The 26,938-nt window shown below is 69.1% G+C and carries 23 protein-coding genes; 17 read left to right on the forward strand and 6 right to left on the reverse strand.

Annotated elements, in window-relative coordinates:
• Positions 1 to 4: 4 nt before the first annotated feature.
• The 5 genes from CYFUS_RS41795 (at position 5) to CYFUS_RS41815 (ending at position 6,039) form a co-directional block, all read left to right on the forward strand.
• Entirely contained in the window at positions 5 to 901 is an 897-nt protein-coding gene (locus CYFUS_RS41795) for a DUF2381 family protein (protein WP_095990285.1), read from the forward strand.
• A 70-nt stretch (positions 902 to 971) separates the two neighbouring features.
• On the forward strand, positions 972 to 2,009 hold the full coding sequence (locus CYFUS_RS41800; protein ID WP_095990286.1) for an ATP-binding protein: 1,038 nt from the start codon (positions 972 to 974) through the stop codon (positions 2,007 to 2,009).
• 372 nt (positions 2,010 to 2,381) lie between these two features.
• Positions 2,382 to 3,701, forward strand: coding sequence for an AHH domain-containing protein (locus tag CYFUS_RS41805; RefSeq protein ID WP_095990287.1), 1,320 nt, complete (start codon positions 2,382 to 2,384; stop codon positions 3,699 to 3,701).
• Positions 3,702 to 3,709: 8 nt separating this feature from the next.
• Positions 3,710 to 4,957, forward strand: a complete 1,248-nt coding sequence (locus CYFUS_RS41810; RefSeq protein WP_095990288.1) for an imm11 family protein — start codon at positions 3,710 to 3,712, stop codon at positions 4,955 to 4,957.
• A 179-nt stretch (positions 4,958 to 5,136) separates the two neighbouring features.
• Entirely contained in the window at positions 5,137 to 6,039 is a 903-nt protein-coding gene (locus CYFUS_RS41815; RefSeq protein WP_095990289.1) for an efflux RND transporter periplasmic adaptor subunit, read from the forward strand.
• Positions 6,040 to 6,082: 43 nt separating this feature from the next.
• On the opposite strand, the gene CYFUS_RS41820 is transcribed toward CYFUS_RS41815, so the two are convergent.
• The 3 genes from CYFUS_RS41820 to CYFUS_RS41830 all read right to left on the reverse strand — a co-directional run bounded on the left by CYFUS_RS41820 (position 6,083) and on the right by CYFUS_RS41830 (position 8,623).
• On the reverse strand, positions 6,083 to 6,709 hold the full coding sequence (locus tag CYFUS_RS41820; protein WP_095990290.1) for an RNA polymerase sigma factor: 627 nt from the start codon (positions 6,707 to 6,709) through the stop codon (positions 6,083 to 6,085).
• Between the two features lie 45 nt (positions 6,710 to 6,754).
• Positions 6,755 to 7,264 carry a YfbM family protein gene (locus tag CYFUS_RS41825; RefSeq protein WP_095990291.1) on the reverse strand — a complete coding sequence of 170 codons (510 nt, stop codon included), beginning with the start codon at positions 7,262 to 7,264 and terminating at the stop codon, positions 6,755 to 6,757.
• A 108-nt stretch (positions 7,265 to 7,372) separates the two neighbouring features.
• Positions 7,373 to 8,623 (reverse strand): M20/M25/M40 family metallo-hydrolase, encoded by a 1,251-nt coding sequence (locus CYFUS_RS41830; RefSeq protein WP_095990292.1) that lies wholly within the window; start codon positions 8,621 to 8,623, stop codon positions 7,373 to 7,375.
• 319 nt (positions 8,624 to 8,942) lie between these two features.
• On the opposite strand from CYFUS_RS41830, the gene CYFUS_RS41835 reads away from it, so the two are divergent.
• The 3 genes from CYFUS_RS41835 to CYFUS_RS41845 are packed head-to-tail and all read left to right on the forward strand — an operon-like array spanning position 8,943 to position 11,264.
• On the forward strand, positions 8,943 to 10,124 hold the full coding sequence (locus CYFUS_RS41835; protein WP_095990293.1) for an MBOAT family O-acyltransferase: 1,182 nt from the start codon (positions 8,943 to 8,945) through the stop codon (positions 10,122 to 10,124).
• Positions 10,125 to 10,128: 4 nt separating this feature from the next.
• Positions 10,129 to 10,308 carry a hypothetical protein gene (locus tag CYFUS_RS41840; RefSeq protein WP_095990294.1) on the forward strand — a complete coding sequence of 60 codons (180 nt, stop codon included), beginning with the start codon at positions 10,129 to 10,131 and terminating at the stop codon, positions 10,306 to 10,308.
• Between the two features lie 2 nt (positions 10,309 to 10,310).
• Positions 10,311 to 11,264 (forward strand): SGNH/GDSL hydrolase family protein, encoded by a 954-nt coding sequence (locus CYFUS_RS41845; protein ID WP_095990295.1) that lies wholly within the window; start codon positions 10,311 to 10,313, stop codon positions 11,262 to 11,264.
• A 20-nt stretch (positions 11,265 to 11,284) separates the two neighbouring features.
• Here the strand turns inward: CYFUS_RS41845 and CYFUS_RS41850 are convergent, their stop codons facing one another.
• Both CYFUS_RS41850 and CYFUS_RS41855 read right to left on the reverse strand, forming a co-directional pair.
• A complete protein-coding gene (locus CYFUS_RS41850; protein ID WP_095990296.1) occupies positions 11,285 to 12,487 on the reverse strand; it encodes a glycosyltransferase family 4 protein in 1,203 nt (400 codons plus the stop codon).
• A 542-nt stretch (positions 12,488 to 13,029) separates the two neighbouring features.
• A complete protein-coding gene (locus CYFUS_RS41855; RefSeq protein ID WP_157758962.1) occupies positions 13,030 to 14,877 on the reverse strand; it encodes a GumC family protein in 1,848 nt (615 codons plus the stop codon).
• A gap of 288 nt (positions 14,878 to 15,165) precedes the next feature.
• On the opposite strand from CYFUS_RS41855, the gene CYFUS_RS52040 reads away from it, so the two are divergent.
• From CYFUS_RS52040 to CYFUS_RS41880, 5 genes are read left to right on the forward strand one after another with little or no spacing between them, the layout of a single operon-like run.
• A complete protein-coding gene (locus tag CYFUS_RS52040) occupies positions 15,166 to 16,041 on the forward strand; it encodes an SLBB domain-containing protein (protein ID WP_232537879.1) in 876 nt (291 codons plus the stop codon).
• A gap of 13 nt (positions 16,042 to 16,054) precedes the next feature.
• A complete protein-coding gene (locus tag CYFUS_RS41865) occupies positions 16,055 to 17,263 on the forward strand; it encodes an alkaline phosphatase family protein (RefSeq protein WP_095990299.1) in 1,209 nt (402 codons plus the stop codon).
• Positions 17,251 to 18,435, forward strand: a complete 1,185-nt coding sequence (locus tag CYFUS_RS41870) for a glycosyltransferase family 4 protein (protein WP_095990300.1) — start codon at positions 17,251 to 17,253, stop codon at positions 18,433 to 18,435. Before CYFUS_RS41865 ends, CYFUS_RS41870 begins: the two co-directional genes overlap by 13 nt.
• Positions 18,432 to 19,640 (forward strand): hypothetical protein, encoded by a 1,209-nt coding sequence (locus tag CYFUS_RS41875; protein WP_095990301.1) that lies wholly within the window; start codon positions 18,432 to 18,434, stop codon positions 19,638 to 19,640. Before CYFUS_RS41870 ends, CYFUS_RS41875 begins: the two co-directional genes overlap by 4 nt.
• Complete coding sequence (locus tag CYFUS_RS41880) at positions 19,637 to 20,545, forward strand: glycosyltransferase family 2 protein (protein WP_095990302.1); 909 nt, start codon at positions 19,637 to 19,639, stop codon at positions 20,543 to 20,545. Before CYFUS_RS41875 ends, CYFUS_RS41880 begins: the two co-directional genes overlap by 4 nt.
• 32 nt (positions 20,546 to 20,577) lie before the next feature.
• On the opposite strand, the gene CYFUS_RS41885 is transcribed toward CYFUS_RS41880, so the two are convergent.
• The gene (locus CYFUS_RS41885) at positions 20,578 to 22,080 is read right to left on the reverse strand and encodes a hypothetical protein (RefSeq protein WP_157758963.1); all 1,503 of its coding nucleotides are present in this window, start codon (positions 22,078 to 22,080) and stop codon (positions 20,578 to 20,580) included.
• A 169-nt stretch (positions 22,081 to 22,249) separates the two neighbouring features.
• Between CYFUS_RS41885 and CYFUS_RS41890 the strand changes: the two genes are divergently transcribed.
• The 4 genes from CYFUS_RS41890 to CYFUS_RS41905 are packed head-to-tail and all read left to right on the forward strand — an operon-like array spanning position 22,250 to position 26,906.
• Positions 22,250 to 23,515, forward strand: coding sequence for a glycosyltransferase family 4 protein (locus tag CYFUS_RS41890; protein ID WP_095990304.1), 1,266 nt, complete (start codon positions 22,250 to 22,252; stop codon positions 23,513 to 23,515).
• Positions 23,505 to 24,347, forward strand: coding sequence for a PIG-L deacetylase family protein (locus CYFUS_RS41895; protein WP_198316321.1), 843 nt, complete (start codon positions 23,505 to 23,507; stop codon positions 24,345 to 24,347). Before CYFUS_RS41890 ends, CYFUS_RS41895 begins: the two co-directional genes overlap by 11 nt.
• Entirely contained in the window at positions 24,344 to 25,429 is a 1,086-nt protein-coding gene (locus tag CYFUS_RS41900) for a glycosyltransferase family 4 protein (RefSeq protein WP_157758964.1), read from the forward strand. Before CYFUS_RS41895 ends, CYFUS_RS41900 begins: the two co-directional genes overlap by 4 nt.
• A gap of 13 nt (positions 25,430 to 25,442) precedes the next feature.
• Positions 25,443 to 26,906 (forward strand): O-antigen ligase family protein, encoded by a 1,464-nt coding sequence (locus tag CYFUS_RS41905; protein ID WP_095990307.1) that lies wholly within the window; start codon positions 25,443 to 25,445, stop codon positions 26,904 to 26,906.
• Positions 26,907 to 26,938: the final 32 nt, after the last annotated feature.

Here is a 26,938-nt window from a genome sequence, read left to right on the forward strand (position 1 = left end):
CCCGATGCCCTCCTTGCCTCTTGCGTCCCTCCTCTCGCTGGTGTTGAGCACAGACGTCGGCGACACAGCGCGCCCACACCTCCTCGACTGCATGGGGGAATCCTTTGGTGTCGAGCTGTCCGCCGAGCCCGGAAGCAGAGCAGCGAAGGTATGCATCCATCCAGGGTCCGGCACGCTGTTCCTCTTCGATTCACCTCTGCTCGCGAAGAGTGTGGAGGTGCAACAGCGAGAGCGTTTCGTGGATGTGGCCGTCGGGAACCGCAGCATCACGCTCATGCCACCAACGGACATTCAGCCCGGTGAGCGATTTTCGGTGCAGGTGCGCTTCGCGGATGACGTGCCCCCCACGAGCGCGACTTTCGAGTTGGTTGCCCATCCCTCCTGGGCCGCGAAACAGGTGTCGGTGGTCCACCCCCCCGTCGGCGTGAAGAACTGCCCAGAGGAGCCACGAACCGGGGGTCATGGTCCAGGCCTCACGGGGCTGCTTGCCGAGGGGGTCATTGCACAGGCTGGGACCGGCGTGGAGGCCAAAGACCTCTCAAAGGAAAATACCTGCCCCACGGGGCAGGTGATCTCCTGGGGACGGATCTTCAGCTATCTCTCCACGACCTCACGAAAACAAGCAGGACAGCCCTTGCTGCGATTGGCTTTGGCCGTGGAGCTGAGCAACCACGGGATGACCGCCTGGATGCCCACGCGTGCGGCGCTGGGCAGAGCGGGCCAGAGGGCGAAGGAGCTGAGCGTCTGGACAGCCAGACCCCTTCCCCCTGGGACATCCAGGCACTGGGTCATGATGGAGACGGAGCAAACGGAGGACGAGGCACGGCAGGTCTATACCCTCGACATCTGGGATGACAGCGGGAGCCGCCGCGTCTCGATAGGACACGTGGCCTTCCCCTGAATCAGGCGCCAGTAGCATCGCCGAGCAGGTCGCCGTCTCGGAGCTGTCGCCCTATCAGGTATCCGGTGGCGTGAAGGACGACCACCTGTTCTTCGGCCGCGAGCGCGAGGTGCGCGCCATCGCGGACCGGACCTCGCGCAACTTCCTCGTGGTGGGCCAGCGGCAGATGGGCAAGAGCAGCCTCCTGCTCGCCGTCCTGCGCCGACTCCAGGCCCGCGCGGACGTGGACGTGCGCTACCTCGAACTGTCCGATGCGGACCTGCACCGCCGGCTCGCACGTGAGCAGAAGGCCCTCCTCCCAGGGGACGCGCTTCCCCCCTTCATGGATCTCGCCTCGGGAACGGCCTCCCGGCCCCGGGTGTGGCTCATCAACGAGGCGGACGGCTTCATCCAGGCGGATGTGCGGGCGAACTACCCGGTGGTGCAGGCCATGCGCGCGCTGTCCGAGGAAGGCCGGGCCTACTTCGTCCTCGCGGGCTTCTGGGACCTGTACCAGGCCGTGGTGCTCGACGAGCGGCAACCGCTGCGCAACTTCGGCGAGCACCTCCGGCTGGAGCCACTGGACGCGCGCTCCGCGCTGGCGCTGGTCACCGAGCCGCTCGCCGCCCTGGGACTGCCGTGGGATGCGCCCACCACGCCCGAGCACCTGCTCCAGCAGGCGGGATGCCGCGCGAACCTGCTCGTGCTCGCCTGCAAGGCGCTGGTGGAGACCCTGCCCCCCGAGGCGCACGTGCTCACCCGCGCGCATCTGGAGCGTGTGCTGCACGAGGACAAGGATCTGCGCGATCAATGCCGCCGCTGGCGTGGAGACCACCCGCTCCATCGAGCCGTGGTCCGCCAGGCACTCCTGCGCGATCGCCCCACCCGGGACGAGGTCCGGCAAGCCCTCAAGGCGCGGGGAACCAACATCTCCGCCGTCGACTTCGACGAAGCCATGGACCACCGGGAGCTGAGCTACGTGCTGGTGCCAGACGGAGAGGGGCGTCTGTATTGCCCCGTGCCACTCATGCGGCGCTACATCGAATCCGAACGCGGGCTGGAGACAGGACTCGCCGAGGATCTCGATGACCTCCGCCGGGGCTTCTCCGAGGTGCCTCCGCCGGCCTGAGGTGCCGCAGGGGATGGCATCCCCTCCCGGAGCCAGGAAGCCCCGCTCTGGCACGAGCAGTCCAGACACCCACTCGCGGCACACTTGGACTCGTACCGGGCTGCTGCTCCGTACAGGGAGGGTTGTCGGGAGCGATGCCGGGGTTGATGGCGTCGAGCCCTCCTTCGCGAAGAAGACCGCTGCTTTTTTCAAATTGACGTGGCTCTCGGCCCCCTCTACTCCTGGGCTCAGTCCCCCTATTGGAGCTGCGGAGTGTCTACCCGTCTTGTTGGTGCGCGTCCGAAGGGCACGCGGCGTCTCTGGTTGGGATCTTGGGCATGCATCGTTCTCTTCCTCCACGCCGCATGCGCCACGAGCGGTACTCGGCACGGAATGCGGGAGAGTTCCCAGCACGGGTCCCCAACACCTCGTTTCCAGGAGGGCGCCCGGCCGCCCACAGATGAAGCGGAGGCCGAGGCGGCGGAGGACAAGCCGGCGGACGAGCAGATTCGCCTCTCCCTGCCCACCCGATTCGGGGCCGTGCGGGTGAGCGACTTCGAACTCAACGAAGCCCTCACCACCCTGGTGCTGAACATGCCGCTGCGGGTGGCCGACTCCCACGTCCCGTTCTACCTCCACCGGAAGTTGGCGCTGGCCTCCGTCCCGCTCACGGGCGAGGAGTGGCGTACCCCATTGGCGCGGTCCTACGGGGGGTTCTGCGAGCGGCGAGGCACGTCGGGCGACTGCCTGGAGTTGTTCAAGGACGGGCCGGGCCTGGACGGTGAGGACAAGCGTGACCTCGCCCTGGCGCTTTCCTTGGATGCGGCGCTGGAGGCCCGGGACGCGCAGCTGCGCGGCATGTTCTCCACGACGCAGCTCTGGACGACGCTGAGCCTCACTCTCATTGGATACATGGCCCTGGTCGCGGCGCCGGAGCCCGTTTCTAAAGGTGTCGCCGCGGCACTGGCCCTGCTCATGTGGGGGTACCTCGGGTGGGAGCTCTTCGACCTGGTGCGGGCCTACTTTCAGCTGTGGGAGGAGGCGGCGGAGGCCAGCACGTTCGCGGAACTGCGCGAGGCGGGTAACCGCTTCGGCAAGGTCATCGGGCCCAACAGCGTGCGGATTCTCCTCCTGCTGGGCACAGCGGCGGTGGGGGAGACGGCGGCGCTCGTGTCCAAGGCCCCAACGCTGCCGGGCTTCGCGAAAGCCGCCGGTGCACTCAAATCGCATGCCGGCATCCGAGACGTGCTCACGGCCGTGCAGGAAGCGGACAAGGTGAAGGTCGCCGTGGCCGAGGGCACCTTCAGTGTCGTCCTGCCCGCCAACGCCGTGAGCATGGCCGCGAGGAGGTCTCCCGCCGGAGCGGACCCGCCCAAGAAGAAGCCGGAGGTGCATCACATCGCGACTGTCGAGAACAGCAAGTCCACTGCGCGAGGCGGGCCATGGACGCCGCTATTCAAGAAACTCTTCAACAAGGCGGGCATGTCGATGGAGGACCCGGCCAATACGATCCCGCTCCTTGGGCACAAGGGGCCTCATCCTGAGGAGTACCATCAACTCGTTCATAAGCACCTGAAAGGTGCGACGGACAAGTGCTCCAACCAGCAGGAGTGCGCGCTTGCATTGAGGCAAGCACTTCGGCAGCTGGCCGAGGAGATCATCAGAGAGGGAAGCAGGCTCAACAAGCTGCTAACCAGCGGGGCATCACCCTAGGAGTCCTCATGACGGGACTGTACTTCGATCTGTTCGATGACGTTTACATCCCGGGTCGCTGGCACCTGGATGATCCCGTGGATCAGCAGGGGCAGGAGATTCGTACCTGGCAGTTCGTACGGGGTGATCCCGCTCACGTCGAAGGGCGGATCCGGATACCCATCTATGTCCCGGGCAGGCCGCTCGACTTCTCCTTGTTGGCGGGTGCAACCATCCCCGTGGTTCATGCCAGGGTGGCGGCCATGTTCGCCGAGCTGGCGCCTGGTGATGTGCAGCTGATTCCGGTGGAGGTGGACGGGCAGAGCGAACCGTACGTCCTGCTCAACATCACGCGTGTCGTGAAGTGCATCGACGATGAGGCATCCGACGAGGTGCGCCACTGGGAGCCGGAGGATGGCAGGCCCGACGAGACAGGCCAGTACAGGTCCGTGATTGGCATGCGCATCGACCCCTCGAAAGTGGGCGATGCCCGAGTGTTCCGTACCTGGGGTTGGAGCCCGGCCATCATCATCTCCGAGGACATCAAGCAGGCCCTGGAGCGCATGGGAGCAACGGGGGCGAAGTTCAAGGAGGTCACCGGCCCGAGCGCCATCAGCGCGGAGGAACGCGCGCGGGACCAGAAAAGCCGCGAGTTGTTCGAGCAGGCGGACACCGCTCGTGAGGCCGCCTGGAGTTCCTTGGGGTCGCTGGACAAGGAGGTCTTCATGCCCATCGCCATGAGCGGCTCGTGGCCGGGCCATCGGCAGCTCTGGCGCGTCATCCGTCGCGAGGCGGGGCGTACGCTGCTGGTCACGCACGGGCTCTCGGACCCCTTCATCGAGCGCCTGGAGCCCTCGGTGGGCTTCGGTCTGGAGCTCGCCCTGGAAGTGGACGCGGCCGTGAAGGACATCTCCAAGGGGTGGCCCCTGCTGCTGTTGAACCGTGTGGCGGATGAAGTCGCCGAGCACGAGCAGGTACGCGAGAGCGTGAAGGCGGGCCTCTTCTCCATGGAGGTGTCCGGTAAGGGAATGCCCAAGTCGCTCGTCACCGAGGAGGGCAGGGTGGCCGTGCTGCTGGGCGTGGCGTCACGTACGCTGCCGAGTCACTTCCCCACGCCGTATGGGGAGGTGAAGCTCGTCACCGTCAAGTCGCTGCTGCCCTCGGAGCTGGCGTACCTGCTGGAGCACGGCGCGGAGGGCCAGGCCGAGCTGGCACGACGCTTCGCGGAGAACGGCGAGGAGCACCTGTCGCGTCTCAAAAGGAAGCCTGTGGCGTAGCACGGCGCGGCGGCAGCTCCATCTGCGCCCGGGCACCAAGATCGAGGGGATGGTGGTGCAACAACGCGAGTTCGCCATCCTCTTCATGATGGAGACGGAGCAAACCTCGCGCGCCGGAAATCGTCACAACGCGCCCGTGCCCCCTCTTCCCAGAGGGGACCTGCCACGGGAGATGCGGAATGCGTCGTTCGGTGCGAATGATGGCCATGAGGGGGCTGGTCTGGCTGGGGAGCGTGGGGGCCGCGGTGCCTGGCCTCGCGAGCGCGGGCTCGATGGAGGACGGCACGCCGCCCGCCCTGGTCGTGGACCCATCGTCTTCCCGCCCGGGCGCCCAGCAGCCCATCCTGGGCGTCGTCATTCCCAATGACTCCGTGGACGTGAGCGCCCGCTTCGACTCCCGGCTGGAGCAGGTGGACGTCGAGGTCGGCCAGTCCGTCCACGAGGGGCAGGTGCTGGCCCGGCTCGACACGCGCTCACTCCAGCGGGAACTGGCCGCGGCCGAGGCCGCCCTCCAGGGTTCTCGTGCCGAGGAGCACGCCATCTCGCTCGCCCTCTCCGAGGCCCATGCCAACAGGCGCCCCTCCTTCACCCCGCGCGCGCTGAAGCTGGGCGTCTACTCGCGGGAGGAGCTGGACAGAATGAGCGACGAGGAGAGCGCCGCCGCCGCTCGCATGCAGGCGGCACGGGTCCAGACACTCCAGCGCCAGGCCCAGGTGACCGGGCTGAGACAGCACCTCGAGGACGCCACGCTCGTGGCGCCCTTCGCTGGCGTGGTGACTTCCCGGCTCGTCGGCCCCGGCACACACCTCTCCGCAGGGCAACCCGTGCTCCGGCTGCTCGGCAGTGGCGAATGGAGGGTGCGCTTCGCCGTCACCGAGGAAGAGGCAGGCGACTTCCAACCAGGCGCACTCGTGGAGCTGAAGGTGCTCCAAGGAGAGCTCTCCCTCCAGGGAGCCGTGGAGAGCATCTCACCCGAGGTGGACGCCGCGGCCCGCCTGCTCTTCGCCACCGCGATGTTCAGCCAACCACCGCCACGCGAGGTCTCCACGGGACTGCTCGTCCACGTCCGCGCGAGACCCTAGAAAACAGCCCCGTGAGAAGCGGCTTCGTGCCCACAGGGGTCGCTCAGGAAGCGTCGCTCCGGCACGAACAGTCCAGGCACCCGCTCGCGGCGCACGCGCCACAGGTGTGCTGGAGCCTCGTCTTGAGCGCCTGACGGGCCCGGTGCAGGCGGACCATCGCGTTGTTGGGAGTGATCCCCGCCTCGTGCGCCACCTCGGAGACGGACTGCTCCTCCAGGTCCACCCGCCGCACCATGCGTGCGTACTCGGGCTTGAGCGTGGGCAACACGCCATGCAGGCAGGCACAGACCTTCGAGCCGGCTCCCGGCTCCGGCTGCACGGCGAGGGGCTGTCGGGCCTCGCGCTCGAGTGCCCGGGCTTCCGCGGCGCGGTGCCGGTAGTGGTCGGTCAGGGCATTGCGCAGCAGGCGGTAGAACCAGGCCACCGCGCGCTCCTCGTCCCGCAGCGCCGCGCTCTTCTCGAGCGCCTTGACGTAGGCGGCCTGGAGCAGTTCCTCCACCACGGCCTCGCTGTCCACCCGGCTCGCCAGGAAGGAGGCGAAGCGGTCCCGATGGTCGAGCAGGATCCGCAGCGCCTCCTCGCGCGCCGGCTCGGTGTCGGACGGGGCGCTGGAGGGAGGAGGAGGGCTTCGCATGTCGACCGTGGGGAAGAGGACCCGCTGGAGCATCATATAATCCGCGGACGGACGTGCCGCCCGGGCCTTACAGCCGGCCGCTCAACTCATGTACACGAGGAACCCGAGCCCCTGCTCCGCGCCCTTGCGCAGGAACGACTTGAGCATCTCGAAGTACTCGAGCACGTACCCCAACGTGTCGTCATCGGCGGGGTCCCGGTCCCAGATGCTCGGGTAGATGTCCAGCTCCATCATCTTCGCCGGATCGAAGCGCTGGCGCAGCGCGTCCGAGCTGATCGCATCGAGGGCCCGGGAGAGCGCCGCGAGCTGTTCGGGAGTGAAGGCGCGAGCCGGCCCATAGCCGACGTCCACGTCTCCAATCATCTCGCCGCCCGCGACGATGAAGTTCAGCGGGGGCTTGCCTCCCCAATCCGTTCCCGTCAGCAGGAAGTGGAGTCCGTGCCAGGCCTTGTCGAGGTCGAAACCGCTCTCCGAGCGGCCAGCGTCCTCTTCGTCGGTGTCATGGAGGAAGTCGATCACTTGCTCCGGCGATGCGAGCAGGGAGGAAAGCTGCTCGCGCCGGGCCAGGCGGAAGACGAGGATCATGCCCATGGGAATTCTCCGTGAGCCACGACCCTACCCCGCCTGGCGGCGCACCGCATGCTCCACGGAAGACGACGCTCCGGGCGGAGGAAGGACCCGAGCGCCGTCAGCGTCGCATCAACGCTCGGCTTCGGCGTCCGGCACCAGGGCGGAGCTCGCCGTGCCCTTGGCCAGCTCGGCCATGTAGGACGCGGCCAGCTTCACGAACTTGACCGAGTTCTGCGCGCTCCCGGCCGACTGCGTGAGCGTGTCGCTCGAGGTGTGGATGTACGGGTTGTCCTGGCCCATGAGCGCCTCGAAGGGGATGGAGGCCGGGTAGCCCTGGTTGTACCAGGAGGCGTGGTCCGAGCAGCCGTAGCCGCAGCGCGTGGAGGTCGAGGTCACCCCGGGCTGGTACTTGGAGATGAGGCTGGTGAGGAAGGAGTTCTGCGCGGCGTTGGTGTAGTCGGACACCAGGACGATGTCGTAGCTGGAGCCGCGGTAGTTGGTCATGTCGAGCTGGAGCACGCCCACCACGTTGGTGCCGCTGCTCTTGTGCTGGGCGGCGATGGCGGCCGAGCCCTTGAGGCCCACCTCCTCGGCGGCATAGGCCATGAACTTCACCGTGCGGGCCGGCTTGTAGCCCTTGAGCATGGCCACGCGGATGACCTCGGTGAGCGAGGCGATACCCGAGGCGTCATCGTCCGCGCCCGGCGCGCTGGCCGTGGAGCTGCTGCCGTTGATGGAGTCCAGGTGCCCGCCGAGCACCACCACCTCGTTGGGCAGCGTGGTGCCCTTGATGGTGAGGATGACGGACGGCTGCAGCCAGGAGGAGTGATTGAAGAACGCCACCGAGACGTCGCTGCGCGAGCCGGCCAGCGTCGTCCACTGGCTCTTGATCCACGTGGCCGCGTCCGCGCCCGACTGCACGTTGTAGCGGCGCGACGTCCACTTCGTCGACAGCGAGGTGATGGTGCTGCGAATGCTCGACTCCTGAACGCTGCCCAGGAGCGAGTTCACCGTCGTCGCGTTGTCGATGGTGTAGCTGATGAGGGACTGCACCGGCTTGGGCGAGGAAGCGCTCTCCACCGCCGCCAGCGCCTGCTCCTCGGAGTCATGGGCGATGAAGCCCGCGCACCGGTTGAGCTTGTCGTGCATCACCGAGGCCAGCTTCTCCAGCTGGGACTCGCGCACGCGCATCACCGCGACGCCACCCTTCTCGCGCGTCACGGCCGGCGCCACCAGGCCCTGCCCCTGGAACGAGGCCAGCGCTGGCTCCAGCGCGTCCGTCCCGATGGTGATCCACACCTCCTTGTCCTTCTCTCCCGCGAACGCGGGGGTGGTGCACATCAGCAACAACGCGGCCGCACCGAACTTCATCGTCCTCATAGGCTGCTCCTCGGCGGTGGATGCTACCCCTGGTTTGATTCCGTGAACCGGTTTTGTCCAGATTCACCGGAGGCGCCCTTTTAGCTGCTTTCTCAGAAATCAGCCACACCACTCGTGAAGACAAGCATTTCTTGGAGTAATGACGTCAAAGCAGTTTGACGCGCCTGTCACACTACCGTGTGAGTGTTCAGGAGATAAGGCTCACGCCTCTCCGGGAGCGCATTTCTTGTCACCATGACATTGGCGACGAAGAAGAGCAGACGCGGCAGTGAGGGGCCCGCGCTCCAGCGAATTGGGCTACAAGGGGCGCGGCTCTCGGATGATCTTCAACACCCTCGCGTACTTCCTCCTGTTCCTCATTCCGGCGGCCCTGCTCTTCCGGCTCCTGCCGCCCGGCGCCAGACCGTGGATGTGCGTCCTCTTCGGCGCGCTCTTCTTCGTCTACTTCTCGCTGACGGAGTCCGGTGGCGCCATGGGCGCGGCCTGCCTCGCCATCTTCGCGTGGGAGGCGCTCTGCAGCCGCCTCTACCGCCCGGGCTCGATGCTGTGCCTGCTCGGCGTGGTGCAGAGCGTCTTCTTCCTCGCGGTGTTCAAGTACTGGAACTTCTTCACCGGACTGGTCTTCGGGCCCCGGGAGACGAATCCGTTCTACTGGGAAGGGGCGTTCCTCCCGCTCGGCATCTCGTTCTTCACCTTCGAGTTCATCCACTACGCCGTGGATCGCTATCGCGACAAGACGAGGACGGGGAGCCTTGGCCAGTACATGGCCTTCATCCTGTTCTTCCCCACCATGGTGGCCGGGCCCATCAAGCGCTACCAGGACTTCCTGCCCAAGCTGGAGGCGCCGAGCACCGACTGGCGCACCGACTGGGAGCGCGGCACCACCCGCATCCTGTGTGGCCTCGCCAAGAAGTTCGTCATCGCCGACACCCTCACCGCGATGACCGTCCATCTCAACCAGGCCGATCTCGCCGTGGCCCACCGGGCCATACTGCCCGTGTGGCTGCTCGCGTACGGGATGCAGATCTACTTCGACTTCTCGGCCTATTCCGACATCGCCATCGGCTCCACGCGCCTGTTCGGCATCAAGGTCCCCGAGAACTTCGACTGGCCCTACCTGTGCACCAACATCGCCGAGTTCTGGCGGCACTGGCACATCTCGCTCTCCAAATGGCTCACCGACTACGTCTACATCCCACTCGGCGGCTCGCGGCGCGCGCCCGTGCGCGTCTACGCCAACCTGATGACCACCATGCTGGTGAGCGGCATCTGGCACGGCGCGGGCACGAACTTCGTCGTGTGGGGGCTCTGGCACGGAGCGCTCCTCGCCATCCACCGCCTCTGGTCGGGCTGGCGCGGCCCCCGCGAGGGCCCTCCGTCCCTGGCCGGCCAGGCGCTGAGCTGGGCGCTCACCTTCGTCATGGTCAACCTGGGCTGGGCGTTCTTCTGCATGGACCTGCCCACGGCCCGGTTCTTCTTCCGCCGGCTGTTCCTCGGGTGAGACGATGAAGACACCGCCACGACTCAAGGAGAGGCTCGAGTACCTGGGAGGCGTCACCGACGCTCCACCCGACGGCACGAGCCCCCTGTCCCCCCTCGCGCTGGGGCTCTACTGGGGACTGCTCATCTGCGCCATCCTGGCCTTCTCGGGACAGGCTTCCAAGTTCATCTACATCGACTTCTGACCATGACCCGAAGGCGCCTGCTCCCGTCCGTTGTCACCGCGCTCGTGGTGCTCGTCGTGTTCAACCTCGCCGTCGAGATGGCGACACGGCTGACCGCGAGACGCCAGTTCCTCGCCCGCCTCGACAACGCCCCACGAGACACCCGGCTGCTCTTCCTGGGCAACTCCCTGCTCGAGGACGGAGCCGACATCGCCGCCTTCACCGCGGCGTGGAGCCCGGCCGGGCACGCGCCCCCCTCGTTCAACGCGGCGCTCCACGCGACGACGCCCGTGGAGCACGCGCTCATCCTGAAACAAGCGCTCCCGCGTCTGCCCCAGGTGCGGGACATCGTCTACGGCTACTTCGACGATCAGCTCAGCCTCCAGTCCAACACTGGTTGGCGGGACATGATCAGCAGCCGCGCCCTCGCCTATTCCTTCCCCGAAGACGCCGCCGCGCTCTATGCGCCTGGCTCGTGGGGGACGGCGTGGCGCTTTCGCGCCATGTCACTGCTGCCCATGCTCGCCGAGCGCACCACGATCTGGTCCAAGGTGGAGACGCTCCGCAAGGCGATGGGTGCCTGGGGCATGTCGTCGGCCAGCACGGCCCCGAGGGAGGACCTGGAGGAGCTGACCCGGCGGATCAGCCGCGTGGTCCAGGAGGACCGGGGCTTCTCCGCGGCCGTGAAGGAACTCTTCCGCCTGGCCGAGACCCGGGGCGTGCGGATGATCGTCGTCGCGATGCCCGACGGGCGTCCGCCCGCGTTCCACGAGGAGCCGGCCTCCCGCGCGTTGCGCGCCTACAACCGCGCGAAGGTGGAGGCGGCCCACGGCCTCTACATCGACGCGAGCCAGTGGGTTGTGGAGCGCAGGTACTACAAGGCGGACGGAGTCCACCTGAATCCGGAGGGCGCCCGGCTCTTCAGCGAGAGGCTCGGGCGGGAGCTGTCGCGCGGCCTCGATCGCTCCAGCGATTGAGGCCCGCGACACGCGGACGGCTAGGCCGCCTTGATCGCCGCGGTCACGCGAGAAGGACGAACCGGGACCTGCGGAACCGGCCTGGGGACGGCGGCCACCTGATAGCACAGGGTCAGGAGCTGGTCGCAGGAGCGATCCCAGTTGAGCCGTCGCGCATACGCGGGGCCCTCGCGGGTGATGCGCTCACGCCACGCGGTATCTCCCACCACCCGGGTCAGCGCCGCGGACATGTCCGAGGAGTCGTAGGGATCGCAGAGGATGCCCAGCTCTCCGACGACCTCGGGCAGGGCGCCGGTGTTGGAGACGACCACGGGGCGGCCCATGGCCAGCGCCTCCAGCGCGGGCAGACCAAAGCCCTCGCACAGCCCCACCGCGATGACCGCGGAGGCGTCGGCGAGCAGCCCGGGGATGAACTCGTCGGCCACGAAGCCGAGGATGCGCACGCGATCCTCGAGCTGCAAGCGCTGGATCTCCGCGCGGATGCGGGCCTCACCGCCCCAGTCCGCTCCCACCAGGGCGAGCTGGTGGGTCTGGCGCACGGGAGACGCGGCATAGGCCTGCAACAGCCGCAGGTGGTTCTTGCCCGGATGCTCCAGGCGCGACAGGTAGAGCAGGTAGTCACCGCTCAAGCCCGTGTGGGCGCGGGCCTTGGCGATCTGCGAGGGCTCCGGCGTGTGGAAGCGCTCGGTGTCCACGCCATTGGGAATCACGTGGAGCCGATCGGGTGAGTAGTCGAGGATGCGCGCCACGTCCGCGCGGGTGGACTCGCTGACCACCACCAGGGCCGACAGGGACGAGAAGGCCCGGGGCAGCAGGTTGCGCACGTAGCGGGTGCGCAGCCCGTCGTACTTGTTCGGGACGCTGAACTGGGCGAGATCGTGGACCACGCCCACCGAGGGAATACCGAGCCGCAGAGGCACCCGGCGGTTGGCCGCGGGCAGCAGGAGCGCATCCGCCCCCGCCGCGCGCGCACAGGCCCCCACGCGGGTGAGATACCACGAGGCACTCAGCACGGGTTTGTCCAGCAGCGAGGGCAACACCACCCGCTTCGCGTCCGCGAGGACCCCCTCATACGCTTCGAAATCCCGCGGGGTACCGAGCGCCACCAGCTCGCCACCGGACGCACGCAGCGTGCGCCCCAGCCTCGCCAGCACCGCGCGAGTATACGTCCCAATTCCGGAGCGTCCCCAGTCGGTTCCGCCCAGCGCCATTGCCAGCCTCATGCGTCTGCCTCTCCCACCTCTACCGCAATGAATTCGCCAGGCCCTGGTATCCGGGCCTCACCGGCCCCCTCATCCCCTCACACCGGAAGCAAGAGCTCCGGGCTGTCCTGGTCCAGGGGATGACAGTTTCGTTATCGCAAAGTAAATACCTGATATAAAAAACCAGGTCCAGTGCGCCTGGGATGTCGAACATGTAGCAAACGAATAAAGAATTTGGAAACTTCCGGGAAAGTTCGTCACGGCCCGCGTAACCATGCGTGTCCAGGCCCCTTCCCAGGAAATCCGCCCCGCCGCCCTGGAAAAGTCATCCAGGAAACAAAGCAGATGGTGCGCCGCGGGCAGCTCGCACCCCGCGGCTCAGACACACACATTCGAAGTTACGGGCTCCAATGAAAGTCCGAGGGGGCTCGCTCCTCCCGATGAGTCAGCCTCCTGACAGGATTGTCCTCAAACGGGACGTCTGGATCAGAAGGCGACGAAGAAAATCCCCACTCGCGGAGACAGGGCCCGTCGGGAGTGCCCAACGGGCGCCGCTCACGCCGTCACCGCCGCCCGCCCAGCCGCTGCTCGGAATCGATGGGATACGACTCCTTCACGACGCCGCGGACAGGAGACAGGGCTTCCGCGTGGGACAGGGGTGGACCCCAGAAGTCCGAGTCATCCCCCACCCGATCGCGCAGCAGGGCCAGCTCGGGCCCCAGCCCGAGCACCACGAGGCCAATCCCATCCTCCCGGCCGAGCAGGCGCCGCAGTCCGGTGAACTCCAGCGCGGCGTGCGCTCCCGCCTCCACCAACACCACCACGCGGGCACTCTCGCGCGCGGCACGCCGCAGCGCCTGGACGCGGTCGGCCTCGTCCCACAGCCGCAGGGAGGGCATCCGCGCGCGCAGCGCCTCCACCAGCTCGGCGGCGCTCGCGCCCCGCGCGGGATCCAGGGGCAGCAGCAAGGTCATCCCCTGCGCCTGCTCTCCCCGCGAGGCGAGCTCCAGGGTGAGGTTGCGCAGCTCCTCCGGGGCCTGGGGCCACGACGAGGAGGCGAGCACGGGGGCCTTCGCCCAGAAGGCGATTTCCGACGGGGTGCGCAGCCGCAGGCCCCGCAGCTCCTGACCGACGACGAAGAGCACGGCGAGCAGCCCCGCGAACAGCGGGAACGCCAGGGCCACCTTGCGGCGGGACGAGTTGGCGGGAAAGGGCGGCGGTACCGGACTGTTGAGCACCCGGAGCTCGGACGAGGGCTGACGCACCCCCGCCTCGAGCTCGGCCTGCTCGGCCTTGAGCTTGCCCAGACGCTCCTCGGCGAGATGCACGTCCGCGAGCAACAGGTTGGCCTCGCCCTCCAACGCCGTGAGCTGGAGGACGCGCTCGTTGAGGGACTCCTCCAGCTTGGCGTAGGACTGCCACTTCTGCTGCGCCGCCTCTCCATCGATGGAGGCGCGCGTGAACTGCTCCTGCAGGACCAGGAACTCCGGATTGGCTCCCACCTGCCTGCCCGTCACGGTGTAGGCATCCGCGGGCGTGCGCTCCAGGGCCTCCACCGAGGCCTGGAGTCCCCGGACCTCGGGGTGCTCCTGGGAGAGGCTCGCGCGGCGGGCGGTCAGCTGGGCGCTCAGCTCGGCCAGCTTCTGGCGATCCGCCTGGACCTGGTTCTCCGTGAGCACGAGCTGCGCCGGGGCCTTCTGGACCGCCGAGCGCAGCAGGTTCGCCTTCTTCGAGTTCGAGTCCGCCTCGACGCGGCTCTTGTGCACCTCGGAGCGCAGCAGGGCCAGCTGCTCGATGGCCGTCTTGCGGTCGAGCGTGAAGTCCACCACGTGGTGCTGGGCACGGAAGCCGTCGTAGCGCTCACGGGCGGAGGTGAGCTGCTTGTGCATCTGCTCCACCTCCTCCTTGAGGCCCTTGAGCTGCTCCTCCATGCGCGTCCGGGCGATCCGCACCCGCGCATCGAGGAAGACATCCGTCACGGCCTGGGTGAAGCGGGCGGCCTCCTCCGAGCTGGTGCCCGTGCCCGAGATGGTCAGGACGTTCGACTCGTTGGAGACGACGCCCACGCGGATGCGCGCCCCCACGTCCTCGAGGGAGCTCGACAGCTTCAGCCGCTCGCGCACCTGCGCGACGTTGCCCGGCAACTTCACCGAGCTCGTCAGGGTCTGCAGATCCCGGGCGGGTGTCGAGGAACGAGCCACCGGCTCCCACACCAGCACCGACTGGGCCACGAACTCCCGCGGGGCCAGGAAGAACGCCGCGACCAGACCCACCGGAATGGCGAGCACCACGGCCAGGGCGATCAGCCGGCTCCTCCGGCGCAACGCCCACGCGAGCCGCACGGGCTCCAACGGAAGGCCGGGCCGCTCCAAGCCCGCCTCGGGCACCTCCCCCTCAACTGGCGCGAACATGCATCACCCCCTGATCGTTGCCGCCTTGTGTCCTCGCCCCAAGGTCGAGGATCTTCTGCTTTCTACTGGAGGTCTGCATTGTTTCGCCTTCCACTACCACACAACAGATGCCACGAATCGCGTGGCGTGTTTCTTGCCTGGAGATTGAGGTCATCGATGTCGCGTCTGCTCACACTCGCCCTTGGCGCCTGGCTCGTCCTTCCCGCGTGCGCCCATCTGCCACGCGCACCCACCACGCCCTCGGAAGATCCCGACTTCAAGCAGGAGGAAGTCGCAACGCCGTCCGGTATGGCTCCCATTCCCCCCGAGCCTTTCGTGTTGAAACCGGGCGATGTGCTCTCCTTGAGAATCATTTCGGTGACCCCGTTCGAGGTCGGGCGCATGAGTGTGGACGACCTCGGCGTCCTCTACGTGCCACTCGTGGGCGCTGTCCAGGTCGGCGGCATCAGTTTGGACGTGGCGGAGGCCAGGATACAGGAAGGGCTGCGGCGCTTCGACAAGTACGGCGTCGTGTCTCTCTCGCTCGTGGAGCCAGCGGGGCACCAGGCGAGTGTCCTGGGTGCGGTCGAGAAACCGGGCATCTACCCGTTGGGCGGTCCGACGCGGGTCTCCGAGCTGCTGGCGAAGGCGGGCGGCACCCGGGTGGGAGAGCTGGAGCGGTCGGCCGAGCTGATCGAATACGGCGACCTCGAGTCCACGCGGCTGATTCGGGCGGGCGTGGCCCTGCCCATCAGCGTCCCCGAGGCCGTGATGGGCAACCCCCGACACGACGTCCAGATCAAGAGCGGTGACGTGCTGTACGTCCCCGCGCTGCGAGGCGCCGCGATCGCCGTCTACGGCGACGTACGCGAGCCCCGCTCGATTCCCTGGCGCAAGGGCCTGCGGCTGTCGGAGGCCCTGGCCGGAGCGGGCGGCCTGGTGCGCAACGCGGCGGACTACGCGGATGTGCGAGTCATCCGGGGACCGCTCTCCAAGCCGCGTGTCTACCGGGCGAGCGTCACGGATCTCATCGGAGGTAAAGGCACGGATGTCGAACTGGCGCGTGGAGACGTCGTCTTCGTCACGTCTCATTGGTATTACACCACCACCGATGTCATTCAGCGCCTCATTCCCCTCCTGTCGGTGGGAGCCGCCGCGGCGGTGAGCACCCAGCTCCAACGCTAGGAACCAACACAGCATGCATCCGTCACACATCTCCCAGCAGCCCTCCCCCACGGTCGCGCGGACGGGAGGCGGCGCCGAACAGCGCGTCCTGCTCGTCTTCGTCGACGCGCTCGGGCCGTCACAGCTCGAGTTCGCGGGCGGGCTGGGAGGGCTGCCCTACCGGGGACACCTGCACGGCATCCTGGGCTACTCCTGCGGCGCGCTGCCCACGATCCTCACCGGCACCGCGCCCGAGCAGCATGGGCGCATGTGCCTCTTCTCCCAGGCCAATCAGGGCTCCGGCGTCCTCTCGCCGCTCGTCCACCTGGGCCTGCTGCCGCGCCTCATCCACGAGCGGGGCCGGGTGCGGCGGCTGGCGGCCAGGGCGCTCGCGCGCACCGCGGGGCTCACCGGCTACGTGGACCTCTACCGGGTTCCGCCCGAGCTGTTCGGGTGGCTGGACATGCCCGAGCGCGAGGACCTCTTCACCGCCGAGCGCATCGGCGGACAGGAGACGTTCCTGTCCCAGGCGCGCCAGGCGGGACTGCGGGTCTTCACCGCGCCCTGGCGCATGCCCGAGGCCGAGCGCTGGCGGCACACCGAGGAGATGCTGCGCACGAAGCGCCCCCAGCTCGCGTTCGCGTACGCGACCGAGATCGACGGCGCGCTCCACCGCACGGGCAACGGCAGCCAGGAGGCGGCGGCGGCCGCGCGCCGGGTGACGACCGGAATCGAGCGCGCGGTGGAGGCGATGCGCGCGGGCGGCGGCGAGGTGACCACCATCGTGGTGGGCGACCACGGCATGGCGGACATCCACCGCATCATCGACCCGCGCCCCCTCGTGCGGCACCTGTCGGGCATGCGCCTGTTCGTGGACAGCACGATGATGCGCTTCTGGGGTGATGACCAGGAGCTGGACCGGGCGCGAGCCCTGGTGGAGGCGGAGGGGCTTCCGGGGCGGTGGCTGGACACGCGCGAGCTCCAGGCCCGCAAGGCGCCCGTGAAGGATGCGCCGTACGGACGCGCGCTCCTGGTGCTCGACGAGGGCAACCTCTTCTCCCCGAGCTTCGTGGGTGGCACGGTGCGCGGCATGCACGGCTACGACGTGGACTGTCACTCGGCCCGGGCGGCGATCGCCTCGGACCGGCCCATTCCCGCGGGTGTCGGGGCGCTCACGGACGTGGCGACCTGGATCCGCTCCCTGCTCGGCCTGGGCGGCACGGGGGTGTCATGGGCGGCCTGACCGTCGCGTGGATCAACGAGAGCGCGCGGCCGGTGGGTGGTGCCGAGCGCTATGTGCGGGAAACGGCGCGGGAGCTCGCCCGGCACGGCGTGCGCTCCTTCCTGTTCTACGACGTCGGGGCCTCGCCGGACCCCTCGCCCGTGATGCTGGAGCCCTTCGAGGGGGCCTTCCCCATCGTGGACCTGGCGCGGCAGTTGCGCGAGCTCGCGCCGGACGTGGTGTACGTGCACCAGCTCGGCGTGGAGGGCACCCGTGCCCTGCGCGACTCGCCCGCGCCCGTGATGCGCTTCTTCCACGACCACCGGATGTTCTGCCTGCGCGAGCACAAGTACACCACGCTCACGAAGACGACCTGCACCCAGACGGTGGGCAGCGCCTGCATCACGTGTCTGGGCTTCATCGGGCGCACGGCCCGGTGGCCCGGCGTCAAGCTGGCCTCCCTGCGCGAGCTCCAGGCCGAGCAGGAGCTGGTGCGCCACGAGGAGATGGGAGTCGTCGGCTCCGAGTACATGGCGGGCCACATCGCCGCCCATGGGTTCGACCGCGCCCGCCTCCACGTCCTGCCGCTCTACGCCCAGCCTCCCGCCGACGCGCCCCAGCCCGTCGAGCGCGAGGAGGATCTGCTGCTGGCCGTGGGTCAGCTCAGCACCGGCAAGGGCATCGACGTGCTGCTGCACGCCCTCACGCGCACCTCGCGGCCCGCCCGGCTTCGCCTGGTGGGACAGGGGCGGCAGCAGGAGGAGCTCAAGGCCCTGACCAGGGCCCTGCGGCTGGAGCACCGGGTCACCTTCGTGGGCCCCCTGGCCTCCAGCGAGGCCCTGTCGGCCGAGTACCGCCGCGCCGCCTGTCTCGTCTTCCCCAGCCGCGCGCCGGAGACGTTGGGGCTCGTCGGACTCGAGGCCCTGGCGCATGGCACGCCCGTCATCGGCAGCCTCATCGGTGGAATCGGCGAGTGGCTCCTCCCTGAGCGCACCGGCCTGGGCGTGCCCTCGGGCGACCCCGCCGCGCTGGCGGCCGCGATCGACCGGATGCTCGGCGACAAGGCCCTGCGCGAGAAGATGGGCCAGGAGGGCGCGCGGCTGCATCGCGAGCGCTTCCTGCCCGAGCACCATGTCGCCGGCCTGCACCGGTTGCTCCAGCGCGTGGCCTCCGAGGGCAGGAGGCGGGCATGACCGGGGAGCGCTACACCCACCGGGGCTCCCCCGCCGTCGAGCGCACCATCTCGGAGCTGGTGACACGGGCGGGAGCCCTCATCGCCCCGCGCTTCGCGCCAGGTGAGCTGCTCACGCTCGCCCTCATCGGTGGCTATGGCCGCGGCGAGGGCGGCGTGGACCGTGCCGGAGGCCAGGAGCGGCCCCACAACAACCTCGATCTCATGCTCGTGGTCCGCAACGCGCCACCCGCGGGGCTCAAGGGCGAACTCGACCGGGCCCTGGAGCCCCTGCGCACCGAGTACCAGGTCGGCATCGACATGGGGCTCGTCACGCTCTCCAGCCTGAGCCGCGCTCCGTGCCGGGTCATGTGGTACGACGTGCGGCACGGCCACAAGACGATCCTGGGCGACGCGGCCCTGCTGCCCTCGCTCGAGCGCTTCCGCGTCGAGGCGATCCTCCCGGAGGACGTGAGGGATCTGCTCATCAACCGGGGCACGCTCCTGGTCATCAACGAGCTGCTGCTGGCCCGGGGCGAGCTGGACGCCGAGTCGCGCCGCGCCCTCATCCGACACACGGTGAAGGCCATCATCGGCTACGGCGACGCGCTGCTGTTCTTCCGCGGGGCGTACCACTGGAGCTACGTGGAGAAGCGCCGCCGCATGGCCGGGCGCACCGACGTCCCGGAAGCCTTCCGGCGCCTGTACGAGGAGGCCAGTGCCTTCCGGTTCGAGCCGGACTACACGGGCTTCGCCGAGCGGGATCTGCGCGCGTGGATGTCCGAGACACGCACGCAGCTCGCCGCCGTGCACCTCGCCTGCGAGTCGGCCCGGCTGGGCGAGCCCTGGCTCGACTGGAGCGACTACCCGCAGCGCGCGCTGCGGCACGCCCTCATCGAGGGAGGACTCGACGCGCGGGCGTGGCTGCACAAGCTGCGCGCCGGCTTGAAGTCCCCTCCGGCGGTGCCCGTGAAGCTGGGCAGGCGCGCGCGGCTCGGGCTGCGGCTCGGAGGCGCCCGGGGCCTCATGGCCGCGGTGTTCCCCTACGTCACCTACGGCGCGCCCGGAGCCGGCCGGGAGTTCGCGCGGCAGGCGCTCGGCGCGGCCAGCACCTCGGACATCGCTCTGCAACGCGCCTACCTGCGCTTCTGGGGTTCCGCGGGGGACCCGAACTTCATCCACACCGCCCGCAAGCTCGGTCTCACCCTGGAGGACACTCCCTCATGAATCACACGACGACGGACGGGAAGATCACCATCATCATGCGCACGAAGAACGCCGCCTGGGTCGTCGGGCAGGCGCTCAGCGCCCTGTTCTCCCAGACGCGCCGGGACTTCGAGCTGCTCGTGGTGGACTCCGGCTCCACCGACGCCACGCTCGACATCGTGAGCCGCTACCCCTGCCGGCTCGTGAAGATCGAGGCCAAGGAGTACTTCCCCGGCCTGGTGCTCAACATGGCCATCCGCGAGGCCAGGGGCAGCCTCATCGTCTTCCAGAACTCGGACACGGTGCCGCTCGTCACCGACGCGCTGGATCGGCTGGTGGCGCCCATCGAGAACGGCAGCGCCGACGCGACGTTCGCACGCCAGCTCCCACGGCCCGAGGCCCACACCTGGGTGCGCCGGGACTACGCCGCGGCGTTCCCCGAGACGGGCGACACTCCACCCTGGATGGCCTACTCGCTGCCCTTCGCGGCGATGACGCGCTCGGCCTGGGAGAAGCACCCCTTCTACGAGGATGCGTGGGGCTCGGAGGACACCGAGTGGGGCTACTGGGCACGCAACAACGGCCTGCGCGTGCGCTACGTGCCCGAGGCGCTGGTGATGCACTCGCACAACTACACGCTCCGGCAGCTCTACGGGCGGCGGTTCATCGAGGGCGAGGCGGACGCGTTCATCCTGCGTGAGCGCTCCTCCCTGGCCCGCTTCGCCCTGCGCACGGGCATCTCCTGCGCCCGCGATGCGCTGGCCCACGTCGCGGCGAGGGACCTGCCGGGGCTCGCGCTCACCTTCCCCCGGCGGCTCGTCTACCACTGGGCCCACCTGCAGGGGCATCGGCTGGGAGAGCAGCGGCTGCGCAGCGGAAACCGCGACGCCAGCACGGGGCAGAAGGTGGTGCTCGAGCGGCAGTGAGCGGCGGGAGCCCGTCGGCGCCCGTCCGACGATCATTCGACGGCGGGCAGTTCCGCGGTGACGGGCGGCGGCGGAGCGGAGGCACTGGCGGTGTCGCGGCGCCACCAGAGGAACAGGGACGTCCCGGTACCCAGCACGGTGACCACGCCGCACACGGCCGCGCTCGCCAGGGGATGAACCGTGGAGAGCGGAGCCAGCCCCCAGCCCGCGCCCCCGGCGACGAGCACCGCGCCCAGGATGGGAGCGAGCGTCCGGAGCACCTGGGACAGGCGCCACTGCATCAACGCGCGGGAGCGACCCCAGATGAGCACCGCCATGAGCAGGTTGCCGCAGGCCGTGCCTCCCGCGACGGCCCAGGCGCCGAAGTACCTCACGCCGATGAGCGAGACGGTCACGTTGAACATGTGGCCGATGAGGATGGGGTGGGCCGCCCGCCAGGCGCTGTCGTTGCTCAGCGTCAGGGTGGCGGCCGATGCCTCCTGGGAAGCCTGGATGACCGCCGCGGCGCCCAGGATGGCGAGCGTCACGGAGGTGAGCCGCTCGCTGGCGACGGGACCCGCCCAGGCCACGAGCAGGGGCGTCCCATCCAGCCAGAGCGCCAGCAGTCCGCTGGCGACCAGTCCGCCCATGGCCGCGGTGCCGAGCCGCACGGCCGAGGAGCGCTCCTCCGCGGTGCCGAGCCGGTGCAGCAGCCACGCGCACACCTGCTTGGCGAAGACGGCGACCTGGTCCACGGCCCGCGCGGCGACCTGATAGGCGCCCACCGCGGCCAGGGGAACATACGACGTGAGGATGAGGACGTCCGCGCGCACGGCCGCCGCGACCCCGAAGTTGATGGCCAGCGCCGCGGAGCCCTGGCGGAACGCGTCGCGCACCTCGGCGGGGTCGTTCGGCCACCCGGGGCGCAGCGACAGCTCCGGGTCATGCCTGCGGGCCGCCCGGACCATGACGAAGGCCTCGACGAACGAGCTGGCGAGCACGCCCAGCGTGGGCGCCAGGAGCGTGGGGGAGAGCCACAGTCCCAGGGCCGTCAGGGCCACCTGGACCGCCGAGGCATACGCGCGCCCCCGGGCCAGCACGGGGAAGTCGTTGCGCATGATGAGGAAGCCCCGGATGGGGTTGGCGAGCGAGCCCACCAGTCCCGCGAACAGCATCGGCAGGGCCGCACGGGCCACGTCCGCCTGGAGCACCGTGTTCTGCTCGGAGGGCAGCCAGACCATCAGGGCGTACGCCCCCACGCTCAGGAGCGGGCAGACGATGCTCACCACGAGGAGCGCCAGGCGGATCATCCGGCGCGTGGCGGCGTGGTCCGGGCGGGCGGCCGTGCGCTGCACCGAGACGCTCAAGCCGAGATCCGAGAGCGCCATCAGGTACCCGGTGGTGCTGAGCACCGCCCAGGCCCCCAGCCCTTCCGCACCCATCGAGCGCGCCACCAGGGGAATGGTGAAGAGACCCGCCACGACCCCCGCGAGGTGCCGCGCGCAGGCCGCGATGAGATTGAAGATCGTTCCCCGGGTCGAAGGCTTCTGGCTCATGGTGCGCCCCCGTGCATACCACGCCTCGCGCCGAAACCCCGTCCCCCGCGCCATGCTCGGCCGAGTGCTCCCCTCACGGAGCTTCTCCCCCTCCCCGCCCATTCCCGTTTGAGGCGACCCCCGGCCCCCGTATGCTGCCCGGAATGGCCCGTGACTGCGTGGGAGGAACATGGCTGGCGAGACCCGGATGATGCCGCGCGTGGCGCACGTCATTCGCAAATACAATCCCGCCGAGTGGGGAGGCATGGAGACCCACGTGGAGCAGGTGGCACGCCATCTCGCGCTCCTGGGCTGGGGAGCGGAGATCCACGCGCCCTACATGACCTCTGGCGCCAGTGGCTCCGGCCATGCCCTGGACCCCACGGTCCCCGTCAAGCGCTACCACGTCCTGTCCCCGTACCTCGGCTCCGCGAGCAAGCGGCGGGCCCTCAAGGAGACCGGCAGCGTGCTCACGGTGGATGAGCCCTTGCGGCTGCTGTGGGACCGACAGCTCCCGCTCGTCCACCTGCACACGGCCGGCCGGATCGGCGGGGCCGTGCGAACCGCCCTGCGGCTGACGGGGCGTCCCTATGTCATCTCCATCCATGGGCCGCTGCTCACCGTCCAGGACTGGCAGCAGAAGGCGATGGCGGAGCGCTTCTCGGGGGCGGTGGACCTGGGCCGCCCGTTCGGGATGCTCGTGGGCGCGCGCCGCGTGCTCGACGACGCCGCGCGGATCATCGTCTTCAACGAGGAGGAACGGCAGGCGATGACCGAGAAGTACGGCCAGCGCGTCATCCTCATGGAGCAAGGGGTGGATCCGCGGCGGATGGAGTCGGGCAACGCGGAGCGGGCACGCCGCCGCTGGCCGGAGCTCGCCAACGGCCCGGTGATCACCGTGCTCGCCCGGCTGACCCGGGCGAAGAACCAGCTCCTGGCCATCCAGGCCTTCGCCCGGGGAGCCCCGCCGGACGCGCACCTCGTGCTGGCGGGCGCAACCGTGGAGGCCGACTACCGCGCCAGCCTCGAGCGGGAAATCCAGGCGTCCGGCCTGGGCGCGCGCGTCCACATCATGGGCAACCTGGATGCCGTCCAGGAGGTGCCCGATCTGCTCGCCCTGTCCAGGCTGATGATGATGACCTCCCACGTCGAGCCGTTCGGCCTGGTGGTCCTGGAGGCCTGGGCGGCCGGCTGCCCGGTGCTCATGGGGACCCGCTTCGGCCTGGCGATCCTCGCGGACGCCATCGGGGAGCAGGGCCTGTTCGTGCGGACGCAGGAGCCGGAGGACTGGGCCTCGGCCCTGCGCTCGTGCTTCGCGTCGCCCGAGAGACTCGACGCCGCGGCGCGGGCGGGCAGGGAAGTCGTCCGCCAGCGCTTCAGCTGGACCGCCTTCGCCCAGCGAACGCAGGACGTCTACCTGGATGTCCTGGAGGAGAACCGTCGCCGTGCGAAGTAGCCCCCTGATTCGAGCCCTGTCCCGGCAGGCCTGCCGCTCGGCCCTGGCGCGCTCGGCGCGGCGCCTCGACGAGGAGGAGATGCGACGCCCCGCCATGGTCTTCGCGCCCCATCCCGACGACGAGACGCTAGGCTGTGGCGGGACGATCCTCTTGAAGCGGCGCCTGGACGTGCCGGTGCGGATCGTCTTCGTGACGGATGGCTCCGGCTCGCATCCCGAGCTGCTCCCGCCCGAGGAGTTGAGGGAGGTGCGGGCACGCGAGGCCCTGGAGGCCTCGGAGCTGCTGGGTGTCGACGCCTCGCGCGTGCACCTGCTGGGCTTCCCCGACCGCTACCTGCTGGAGCATCGGGAGGAGGCCATCTCCCGGGTCGTCGCCCTGCTCGAGGAGCATCGGCCCGAGCAGCTCTTCGTTCCCTACGCGGCCGGGGAGAACCCGGACCATGGCTCCACCTGCCTCATCGTGCACGAGGCCCTGCGGCGCGTGAACCGGCCCGTCACGGTCTTCGAATACGCCGTCTGGTCCTGGCGCTACTGGCCGCACGTGCGCCGCGACGGCGCCTTGTGGGATCCACGGACGTGGGTGCGCAACACCGCCTCGACGGTGAGGGGCCTGGTGCGCTCCTCGGCGTTCCGCACGTGCGTGAACGTCCACGAGGTGCTCGCGGGCAAGCGGGCGGCCCTCGCCCGGCACACCTCCCAGTTGGAACGCCGCCACGGAGATCCGCGTTGGGTTACCCTCCGGGACGTCGACGGAGGGGAGTTCCTCGAATGCTTCTTCGACGGCTTCGAGTTCTATCGTCGCATCGACTTCAACCCACGACCCATCTCATGAACCAAGACCAGGACACCCCAGCAGAGCGCGCGAAGGTGCGCGTCCTGTTCGTCGCGTGGTTCCTCCGCCCGGATCGCAAGTGGCTCGGCGAGTTCCTGCCACCCGAGCGCTTCGAGTGCTCGTACGTGAGCCTGGAGGAGCGCGTCGACTCGACCCAGAAGCGCACGCCCGGCAAGAAGTGGCTGCAGCTCGTCCAGCTCGCCCTGAAGGCCCGGTTGCACCTGGCACGCCATCCGCAGGACGTGATCGTCACGGCCTTCCCGCAGGGAGGCTTCACGCAGGGGCTCGTGAACCTGCTGACCTTCGAGCGCACCCCGCATGTCGTCTGGTACTTCAACTGCGGCCACGAGTACCACGGGGCGCGCAAGTGGCTGTCGCGCATCGCCTACCGGTACGTGGACCGGTTCATCGTCTACACGAAGCAAGAGCGCACCGCGTACGCGCGCACCTTCGCCGTGCCGGAGTCCCGCTTCCACTTCACGTACCTGACCGGGGTGCCGCTCGAGGCCGAGAAGTTCCGCGGGGCCCGCGAGCGCTTCGGGCTGGCGCCGCGCTACATCGCCGCGCTCGGCTCGTCGGGCCGGGACTACGCCACCCTCTTCAAGGCGGTGGAGGGCCTGCCCATCCAACTGGTGGTCGTGGCGCATCCGCATGGCCTGCCGGGCGGACCGGTCCCGGCCAACGTCAAGGTCATCACCAGCATCCCCCAGCAGGACTACCTGAGCATCATCGCGGAGGCGGAGCTCGTCGCCATCCCCGTCAACAACCAGGAGACGGCCAGCGGGCAGATGACCCTCATCCAGGCCATGTCGCTCGGCGTGCCGGTGGTGGCCACCCGGTGCATCGGCACCGAGGACTACATCCACCACGGGGAGAACGGCTGGTTCGTGCCCATGGGGGACGTGGAGGAGTGGCGGCGCACGCTGCGCTCGGTGCTCGAGGACCCCGAGGCGCTCGGCCGCACGGCCGCCCACGCGCTGCGCTTCGCCCAGGAGCGCTTCACCGACCGGGCGGGAGCCCAGGTGCTGATGGATCTGGCCGAGGAGCTGAGTCCGGCGGCCCCACGAGAGGCGCTGGCTTGAGGGCGCGGCCCTGATGGAAACCAAGTCCATCCTCTTCCTGCTGGTCTCGGCCGTGGTGCTCTACGTGGGCAGCGGCTGGGTGGGGCGCGCGTCCTGGCGCAAGGACGCCTGCGTCTTCCTCCTGGTGCTGGGCACCGTCCACTCCGGCTTCATCGACATCAACCTGATGAGCCGGGAGTGGTACCGCGGCACCACGCGGGGCCTCGAGTGGTCCTGGCTCGACTACCTGTGGATCTTCGTCCTCGTCGACGAGCTGAAGCGCAGAAGACCCGGCACGGCCATGCCCATGTGCCTGTCCGCCATGGTCCTGTTCGTCGGCTACAACGCGCTGCGCGTGGTGACGTCGGACCCGTGGATCTTCGGCATGTTCGAGCTGTCGAAGATGATCCGCGCCACCCTGCTCTTCCTCGCGGTGGCGCTCTACGTGAAGGAGGATCGGCACCTGCGCATCATCGTCGCGGCCCTGGCGCTCGCGACCTCGTACGAATTCCTCGCGACCGTGTACTCGCGGATCATCCTGGGCCATGCCCGGGCGGACGGGACGCTCAACCACCCGAACAGCCTGGCCATGTACAACCTGATGACGGCGCCGATGCTGTTCGCCGTCTACCTCTCCGACGCGCCGCGCACGCTGCGGCGCTGGTGCGGCGTGGGCGCGCTGCTCGGCACCCTGTCGGTGGTGATGACCATCTCCCGGGCGGGCTTCGTCGGCATCCTGCTGCTGCTCTTCGGGGTCGGCCTCACCTGCGGCTTCTGGAAGAACCCGATCCGCGTGGCGGTGACCGCCGTGCTCCTCGCCGTGGTGGGCACGGGGCTGTACCTCAAGCTCGGAGACGCCTTCAACTCCCGCTTCGAGACGTCACTGGCCGCGGAGTACGGCGACAAGCCCACCGAGGGCCGCATCGTCTACCTCAACCTGGCCGATCTGATCGTCAACGAGCGGCCCTGGGGCTGCGGCCTGAACAACTGGTCCTGGTGCGTCACCAACCGCTACGGGCCGATGCTGGGAATGCGCTACGTGCCCTACGAGAGCACCGACGAGCGCCCCCGCTTCAGGCCCATCCCCGCGGGCTCCAACGTGGAGGCGCCCCAGGCGGCTCCGGCGCACAGCCTGTACGCCATCACCCTCGGCGAGAGCGGGTGGCTGGGGGTCATCCTCCTGGGCGTGCTCTGGTGGCGCTGGCTCCAACTGGGAGCGAGCTTCCTGCGCGCGCGCTCCAAGTCGTTCCGCTCCCGCTTCGGCACCGGCGTCTTCTTCTCCCTGCTCGGCGTGGTGTTGCAGAGCCTCGTCGAGTGGGAGATCCGCCAGACGCCCCTGCTCTTCCTGCTGCACATCCTGCTGGGCGCCCTCGCTGGCCTGTATCCGGCGCGACCCTCGCGGTGGGTGGCGGCCCGGCTTCGCGCACGAGCCCGCGCCCGCCGTCACCTGGAGGTGAGCCGTCCCGCGACGAGCACGCCCTCCGGCGTCAACGCCTGAAAACGCGGCGTACCCCGTGAGGCCCGGCGCCC

Origin of the sequence: Cystobacter fuscus (genome assembly GCF_002305875.1) — a bacterium.
Taxonomy (GTDB): Bacteria; Myxococcota; Myxococcia; order Myxococcales; family Myxococcaceae; genus Cystobacter; species Cystobacter fuscus_A.